Source organism: Nonomuraea rhizosphaerae, assembly GCF_019396405.1.
GTDB lineage: Bacteria > Actinomycetota > Actinomycetes > Streptosporangiales > Streptosporangiaceae > Nonomuraea > Nonomuraea rhizosphaerae.
Genome location: NZ_JAHKRL010000204.1, coordinates 1 through 7,824, shown reverse-complemented (window position 1 = coordinate 7,824; position 7,824 = coordinate 1). Strand labels below are relative to the sequence as shown.

The 7,824-nt window shown below is 66.8% G+C and carries 8 protein-coding genes; 3 read left to right on the top strand and 5 right to left on the bottom strand.

The features are described from left to right. Positions 1-507: 507 nt before the first annotated feature. From KME77_RS09935 to KME77_RS09925, 3 genes are all read left to right on the top strand, one after another. Positions 508-1,542 (top strand): uroporphyrinogen decarboxylase/cobalamine-independent methonine synthase family protein, encoded by a 1,035-nt coding sequence (locus KME77_RS09935; protein ID WP_219464506.1) that lies wholly within the window; start codon positions 508-510, stop codon positions 1,540-1,542. A gap of 149 nt (positions 1,543-1,691) precedes the next feature. Continuing rightward, positions 1,692-2,270, top strand: coding sequence for a DUF6232 family protein (locus KME77_RS09930; protein WP_219464504.1), 579 nt, complete (start codon positions 1,692-1,694; stop codon positions 2,268-2,270). A gap of 10 nt (positions 2,271-2,280) precedes the next feature. Continuing rightward, positions 2,281-2,631, top strand: coding sequence for a hypothetical protein (locus tag KME77_RS09925; protein WP_219464496.1), 351 nt, complete (start codon positions 2,281-2,283; stop codon positions 2,629-2,631). A gap of 18 nt (positions 2,632-2,649) precedes the next feature. On the opposite strand, the gene KME77_RS09920 is transcribed toward KME77_RS09925, so the two are convergent. From KME77_RS09920 to KME77_RS09900, 5 genes are all read right to left on the bottom strand, one after another. Next, positions 2,650-2,952, bottom strand: a complete 303-nt coding sequence (locus KME77_RS09920) for a hypothetical protein (RefSeq protein ID WP_219464493.1) — start codon at positions 2,950-2,952, stop codon at positions 2,650-2,652. 133 nt (positions 2,953-3,085) lie between these two features. Beyond that, positions 3,086-3,571 carry a hypothetical protein gene (locus KME77_RS09915; protein ID WP_219464491.1) on the bottom strand — a complete coding sequence of 162 codons (486 nt, stop codon included), beginning with the start codon at positions 3,569-3,571 and terminating at the stop codon, positions 3,086-3,088. Between the two features lie 487 nt (positions 3,572-4,058). Next, on the bottom strand, positions 4,059-5,069 hold the full coding sequence (locus KME77_RS09910) for an ATP-binding protein (protein WP_246609522.1): 1,011 nt from the start codon (positions 5,067-5,069) through the stop codon (positions 4,059-4,061). 154 nt (positions 5,070-5,223) lie between these two features. Next, the gene (locus KME77_RS09905; RefSeq protein WP_219464490.1) at positions 5,224-6,879 is read right to left on the bottom strand and encodes an IS1182 family transposase; all 1,656 of its coding nucleotides are present in this window, start codon (positions 6,877-6,879) and stop codon (positions 5,224-5,226) included. A 159-nt stretch (positions 6,880-7,038) separates the two neighbouring features. After that, complete coding sequence (locus KME77_RS09900; RefSeq protein ID WP_246609521.1) at positions 7,039-7,437, bottom strand: AAA family ATPase; 399 nt, start codon at positions 7,435-7,437, stop codon at positions 7,039-7,041. Positions 7,438-7,824 lie beyond the last annotated feature (387 nt).

Sequence of the window (7,824 nt, the reverse complement as noted above, 5' to 3'; positions counted from 1 at the left end):
GGCGGCCAGGTCGTCGGCGACCTGCGCGCCGAGCCGCCCGGCGACGTACCGGTGTATCTCGTCGAAGTACCGGTCGTAGAGCACGGCGAACGCGTCCGGGTGGTGCCACGACCGCTCAATGAGCGCGGCGTCATCGGCTGCCACGGGCACATCCGGGGGAGCGGCCATGCGCATGGTGTCCCTTCTTCGAGCTACACCTCTATTCCGCCGAAGTGCCGCTCCCTCTTCACACTTTTTCGCGAAATCTCGCCCTCAGGTCGTCCAGGCCGAGCCGGGCGGGGCGGCGAGGCGGTGCCCCGGAGACCGGAGACCGGAGACCCGGCCCCCGGCGCTCCCGTTCATCCGGGATTCACACCCCCACGGCGATGACAGACAAAGGAAGCGTCCCGGACAGCCGAACGGGGAAAGAATTCATCCGCTCGGGGGAGCTTTCCGCTGTCACAGATCACCGCCATGAATCGGGCCGCCCTCAATGACCGGCCCGGCCGAGGCCAAAAAGGGGAAATCATGTCCGGCCGCCACGTCCATCTCGTGGGAAGTTATCCAGCCGCCGACGCCCGCCAGGCGATGACCATCATGGCGGAGGTCGCGGGCCCGCACCTCACCTCGCTGCCGGACGGAGAGGTCGGTCCCCGCCGCCAATGGATCACACACATTCTCGACGCCTTACGCGTCCATCCCGACGTCGAATTACGAAAGGACGGGGACTGGTCCGGCTACGACACCCGCCCCGTTTTCAGGGTGAAGCGCGGCCACCCGCTCACCGCCGCCTCCCTCCATCTCGGCCACGCCGCGGCGGCCGCCGAGAGTTACGAGATCTTCCACATGGTCCGCGAGCAATACAGCTTGAACGGCCTGTCGTTCCAGGTCGGCATTCCCGGTGACCTCGACCTGGCCCTTTTCGCCTTCGGACCGGCGAGCGCGATGACCCGCCGCCGCGCCTTCCGCGACGCGCTCACCCGCGAGATCAAGGAGATCGCCGGCTGGGCCGGCCAGGACGTGCTGTTCCAGATCGAGGTCCCCGCCGAACTGGTCATGGTGGCCACCGTGCCCGCCCCGCTGAGGACGCTGGTGGCCCGCCGACTGGTCAGCGGCATGATCAAGCAGGTCACCGCCGCCTCGCCGGGCACCCGCTTCGGCGTCCACCTGTGTGTCGGCGACCTCAACAACAAGGCGTTGAAGCGGCCTGCCACCGCCGCGCCCGTGGTCTCCATGGTCGACGCCCTCGTACGCGCCTGGCCCGAGGGCCGCCCGCTGGAGTACGTCCACGTCCCGCTCGCGGCGGGCGACGAACCACCGCCTTTGAGAACGGCCTTCTACAAACCTCTGGAATCCCTCGCCGCGCTCCCCGGCGACATCAAATTCGCCGCCGGTCTGGCCCATGAGTCCCAGGAGCCGGGCGACCAGCGAAAGGTCCTGCGCATTGTGGAGGACCTTCTGTCCCGGACGGTCGACGTCTCCCCCGCCTGCGGCCTCGGCCGGCGTTCTCCGGAGGCCGCCCGGCGCGTCCTGGAAAGAGCGGTGACCCTCGCCGAATCCTGAATGAGTACCGATATAGGTAGGGGGTACTCAGGACGTCCATTCCCAGCACGATCACCATGAGGACGTCCGGTTATTCCAGCCGGACGAACATCTCTGCCGGCACGGTCGCCACTTCGGCATTCCGTGCCGGCGGCACCCGGAGGTGCCTCATGGCGAAGGAACACATCGGCGAGATCCGCATCACCCCGCGAACAGTTCGCATCGGGCATGAGGTGTATCCGCTGGCGAACATTTCCCGCGTGCAGACCCTGCGCCTGATCTGGGGCGGAAAATACGCGACGCTCTACCCGTTGCGGCAGATCGCCACTCTTCTGCTGGTGGCGGGAGTGGTGTTCGTCGCCGCGTCGATCGTGCTGCCGGAGCTGAACCTCCACCCGGGCTTCGACGTCGAGAACGCCGCCCAGCGCTTCACCATGGGCGCGTTCGTGCTGGCGGCGATCCGGCTGGCGTACCTGCTCGTCGTGCTCCTTCACCGGCTGCTGATCCGGCGGACGCGGTACGCGCTGATGATCGAGGCGTCGGGAACGCAGTACACCGCGCTGACCGGCACCGACCGCGACGAGATCCACCGGCTCAAAGGCAAGATCGTCGACGCCATCGAGGACCCGCCCGAGCAGGAGACGGTCATCCACGTTCACGGGGACCTCGTGGCCGGCGACAAGGTCAGCGGCGGCATCCAGTACAAGCAGCAGGGCGGGCGCGACAGCAACATGACCTTCAACAGATAAGGGCTGTGACATGGCGGACCACGTGTTCGGTGACAAGATCAGCGGCGGCGTCCAGTACAAGCAGCAGAGCGGCCGTGACAGCAACATGACCATCAACAACGGGGCGGAGCTCACGCGGGCGGACCTGGACGCCGCCGTGTCGGAACTGCACGCGTTCGTCGCCCAGCTGACCCGCGACGGCGCGGTCAGCGCGGACGGAGCCGTCACCGATCCCGGCGCGGTCGTCGCCGCGGTGCAGTCCCAGCCGGGCCGCCTGAAGGCGCTGGGCCGGGCGGTCGCGGGCGGCGCCAAGGACGCCGTCCTGTCGGTCGTCCAGAACGGCGTGGCCGCCTTGATCGTCGCCCTCGTGGGACGCGGCTGACCTGACCCGCCGAAGGCGTCACCGGGCGGACGAAGCCTCTCCGCCCGGCCCACCCGACCGCTCCGCAAAGGAGGCATTCACCTCATCCCACTCGTGCGGCAGCTCGGGAACCTCCCTGCGGAGGAACGCGAAGAACCGCCGGGTCTCGTCCATCCGCGCCCCTGCGGCCGTGTCCGTCCCGAACACCTCGGCCCCGTCCCGACCCGCATCAAGTACTTCACCGCACCCGATGGGCCTCCTGTACGCGGTGCGCGCGATCGCGAACGTCGAGCGAAGCCCGTGGGTCTCCTGGCTGACACCGTTCGGCTGAACCCAGCACATGCACTCCTTCGCCGGCGCCCCCCCTGGCCACTGCTTCCCGCACTCAGCCTGTCCCTCCTCCTGATAGCCGCGCCGACGTCATCCTGACCGGCCCCGTGTCCTGACCGGCCCCGTCGGCAGACTCCGCTGACGCCTACCAGCCCTGAGGCAGATCGTTCGGCTTTCGAGTCCACCACCATCGAGTCTCGCTCCCCTCCGCGAGAGGCTGCCAATACCGCGCAAGCTCAGCGCCGCCGTCCTCATGCGTCACAGCGCGAAAACGCTGGTCGAGGCGGTCCAGAGCACTGATGAGCTTCGTACGAGCCATCCCACTCAGAGCCCCGCAGTACTCCTCCAGACCATCTCGAACCGTCAGGTCATTGATGTACTCGTAGACCATGTAACGATCCTGGCCACGCGACCACTCCTCCATGTCGCTGATCAGGCATTCCCATATCTTCAGAGAGGAGAGAACGCCATAAACGGGCTCCTTAACCTGCGCCGCGTATTCAGGCGCCAGCCCCTCCCTCTCCACAGCGAGGCGCTGAAGATCGAGAACACTGACCATCTGGCGTTCGTCAGGAGTAAGACTCCCCGACAGAGCCGCCGCCTCACTCCCACTGCGCGCAGAGTAAGTCATCACTCCCCGTTTCTGATCGACAAGCCGACAGGGCGGGTGACACCCGTACCACCGATCCCGCAGGTACCCGTCAGACACCCGCAAGGTACTGCTCGTGCAGCGGTCACTCCATCCAACAGATCCAGAGCATCGCCCCCCTCACGAACTGTTTCAGACCCCGACCACCTGCGTGGCCTTCCCGCGCAGCCGACTCGAACGGAGCGCGGTAACCGCTACCACTGCGTCGATGGCGGCTTCGGGCGCGCGCCATCCGTCCTCCTCCCGGAGTTCAGGCACCGACTTCACCTGGCGGAACAAGTCCGCCGCCTCATCACGCAACGACTGTGGGATCGGCCCTACGCGTCGCCGGACGTCAAACCCGACGGCGGCAGGAGACCCCGATACCGCCATGGCTGCAGTAACCGAATGCGCGTTACTTCGCGTCCTTTCGGGTGACGGGGACCTCGACAGACCCGAAGTCTCCAGTCCGCCTGCTCGTAGCGGCGCATCAGTTCTGGCCATAGATGACGGGCAGGTCGACAAGGTGCAGGTCGGGTGCCGAAGCTGCCGCTTGGTGGGCCTTGTCGTTGAAGCCCGCACCGCTGAAACAGATCATCTTCGTGTGTGAGGTGTCGTAGCGGCCGGCCCGAGTGATGAGATCACGGATGTGGCGCAGACGGTCGATGTGTGCGGCGCCCATGGTGTCGTTCCATTTGGCTTCCCCGATGGCCAGCAGCGGTGCTTTGCCGCTGTCGGCGATGCCGACGATGGCCACGTCGATCTCGTGGCCAGTCCGCGTGGTGGGGTCATGAACGGTGCCATGTCCCACGCGGGCGGGAAGTCCGCCAAGGAGATCGGGTTCGGCGTGGTGCAAGGCCCAGTCGCGGCAAACCTGTTCGAAGTGAGGTCCAAGGACATTGCTGACGAAACGGCGGCGGCTGGCCTGCCAGACACGGTTCGCGCTGCCCGGGCGTTCCAACTGGTCCCAGACGGGGCGCATGATCGCGTGGTAGAAGCCGATCAGCGGTTCCGCGATGCGGTAAGTCGGCCGGTTCTCTCGGAAGAGGTCAGCGTCCCGGTGGAGCAGTCCAGCGTCTTCGAGGACATTGATCGGGTGTGCGATATCGGTGGCCTTCCGTTCCAGATAACCGGCCATGCCACCGCGAGTGGTGTTCCCGTCGGCTACAGCCCCCAGGACGGACAAGTACAGGGAGGTGTCACGCAAATCGGGTTCCTCGGCGAGGAGATAGCGGGCCTCTCGGAAGAGAGGTGTCTCTGGATTGAGGACCGTGCGAACGACCCAATCATCAAAATCCGCCATGTCCGCCGGGGAATCGCCGCGGGCGAACTCACGCCGGTAGGCAGGTGTGCCGCCGACGATCGAATTGACCATGAGAGCCAGGCGCGGATCGGTGATGTCCCAGAACTCAGCGGCAAGGCGGTGATCGAGCGGGCGAACGAGCAGTTCCAGGCCAGACCGGCCGCGCAGGGGCGCGTTGCCCGCCAGAAGCTTGCCCATGAAGGACAAAGCGGAGCCGCAGAGCAGGAGTCTGGTCCGGGAGACGGTTCGCTGATCGCGCAATGGCCTGAAGGCTTCCTGGATCACCGACGGTAGCTCAGGGTTGGCTTTGGCCAGGTACGGGACTCCGGTGGCTAATTACGCCTGGTGATGGTCACGCGATGAGAGCGAGTTCCTTGTTCTCCAGCCGGGCCAGATGGCTGGTGCGTGTCTGGTCCAGCGGTTTCCCGTTCCACCAGGCGTCGAGGCGGATCAGGTTGAGCGCGACGGCGGACAGGACGTGGTCGAGGTGGACCTTGGGCAGGCCCCGGTAGCGGGTGTGCCGGATCCCGGTGACCGCGACGGCCTGCTTGATCGTGCTCTCGGCTCCAGCGCGGAGCCGGTACTTGTCTTGCCATTGCTTGGTGGACTGCTCCGCCCGGGCCTCATCCAGCGCCTGCTGGATCTCGCGGGGGCGCAGGGTGAGCTGGCGCCCCTTGCGGGAGGAGGCGGTGCAGGAGGATCGGACCGGGCAGCCTCGGCACGCCTCCACGGGGAACCCGACCACGATCGCCTCGCTCCCACGCTGCAAGCACGGGCTCCAGGAGGAGTTCTGCCGTCCTTGCGGGCAGGTGACCTGCCCGTTCTCCCAGTCGACGGTGAATGCGGTCCGGTCGAACCCGGCCCCGGCCCGGGCCTGCGGCGAAGTATCGAGCAGCATCGGTGTCACCAGCGTGATCCCGAAGCTCTTCCGGGCGCTCACCAGTAGTTCCGCGCTGGGATACCCCGAATCGAGGTAATGCTCGGCCGGGACCAGGCCGCGCCGCTGGAGCATCTCATGGACGGCCTGCGTCATCTGGTTGTCGGGAACGGTCGCGTCCGTCGTGGCCACCTGGGTGATCAGGTTCGGCGGGCGGCGGACACCAGCCTGCGCGTCCTCGGCCCCAGCGTCGTTCCCGGCGGTGCCGCAGGTCTCGGTGACATGCACCTTGTACCCGTTCCAGAAAAGATCGTCGCCCTTGGCCGCCCACCGGGCGTCGGTGTCATAGGGGGAGGTCAGCCGGTATCTGCCCGGCGGGAGCCCCTCTCCGCCGTCTTCGAGGGACTCCCGCCGCTTGACCACCTCCCGCCCCTTGCCGCCGGTGATTCGCACGTAGTTCTGGACCAGCATGACCCGCAGCGCCTGAACCGCGGGCAGGTTCCGCAGCCAGAGCGGGGAGAACGGCGCGTATACCGCCGCCACCAGGGCGTACCCGTCCGCGCCGTAGTTGCGGGCCAGTTCTTCGCGCTTGGCCGCCGAGGCCGGCAGCCGCCAGGAATCCACCCGAGCCCGATATCGATCCGCCCATCCAGGCACGTCCAGCACCTGCTCCACCCAGCCCGGCGCGGCGGCCGACAGCGCCTCCAGCGCCGCGCGCACGCACTCACCGGCCAGCTCAAGCCGGTTGAGATCCCGCACCGCGCTGATCACGTGTGTGGAATCGGTCCACTGCTTGCCACCCGCCTTGACCAAGCCTTTCTCCACGAGCACAGCGAGCACCGCATCCAGCGCCTTCTCCTCCAGGCCGTGCGCGGCGACCCGGGACCGGAACTCGCTGAGCACCGTGTGATCGAACCCCGGATCCTCCAACTCCAGCGACAGGGCGTACTTCCAGTCCATGCCGTACTTGACCCGATCCGCGGCGGCCCGGTCGGTCAGGTTCTCCACCTTCTGCAACACGCTGATCATCGCGAGCAGCGCGGGCGGCAGCCCGGGAGCACCCCGCCTGCCGTACGCCGCGGCGAACTCGGCGTCATCGAAGAGCGCCCCGAGCTCATCGCGGACCCGCATGGCCAACGGGTAAGCCCCCTTGGCCGACGCCGCGCGAGCCACCCGCGCTGTCATCTTCGGGATCTGCGCCCACGGTCGCGGCTGCATCGACACAACCTACTCCGTTCCACGCCCGGAACGAGGAGGGAGCCCAGGCACAGAGGGCATCATCACGGGTGATCAGCCGGAGATCACGGACATCGGCACGTGTCGCACGAATTGGCCACCAGGGTCGTACGGGAATTCGTCGATCACCACGGGCAGCGGACGCTCGGAGCCGAGCGCGAGGAGCGCGTCGATGGCTTCGGACCAATGGGCGAAATGATAGGGGGACGCGGGCCGCGAGTGTTCGGTGAGTGCGGCACTGAACCGGCGAAGGGACTCGGCGTCAGCGGCCTCGGTCGCCCCGAAGTAGAACCCTCCGGCCGCCCGGCAGGCGGCGTCGAGCAGGAAGGTCTTTCCCTGGCGTCGGCGTCCGGAGACCACGCCCAAGGTGGCGCCGGGCTGCGGATCGGTGATGAACCGGGTCAGCGCTGACCACTCGTACTCTCGGTCGAACACCTCGGCCGGCTTGTCCATCAACGACCTCTGATATAGGGCTACAGTTCTACTAACTGTAGCCCTATATTCCGCAGATCACCGACTCTTCGCGACACCCGAGATCCACCGAAACGACTGAGACCTCCGAGACGGCGCGCCTTGCCGTACACGGAGGCCTCACAGACCTGGAGATCCACTCCTCTGAGCCGTCAATCCTGTAGGGCATGACCACCCGAAAGGGGCACCCAAGATACAAGTAACTGTCGGCAGTGGCGCTTCGCTTCAGGCAATCGATGCACGACCTAGGGCCTGTTTTATAAGCGGGTCAGCCAGTCGTTGATGATGGCGATCTGAACGGTGGCCTCGTAGCGGACGGCGAGCTTGTCGTACCTGGTCGCGACGGCACGGTGGCGTTTGAGCCGGTTG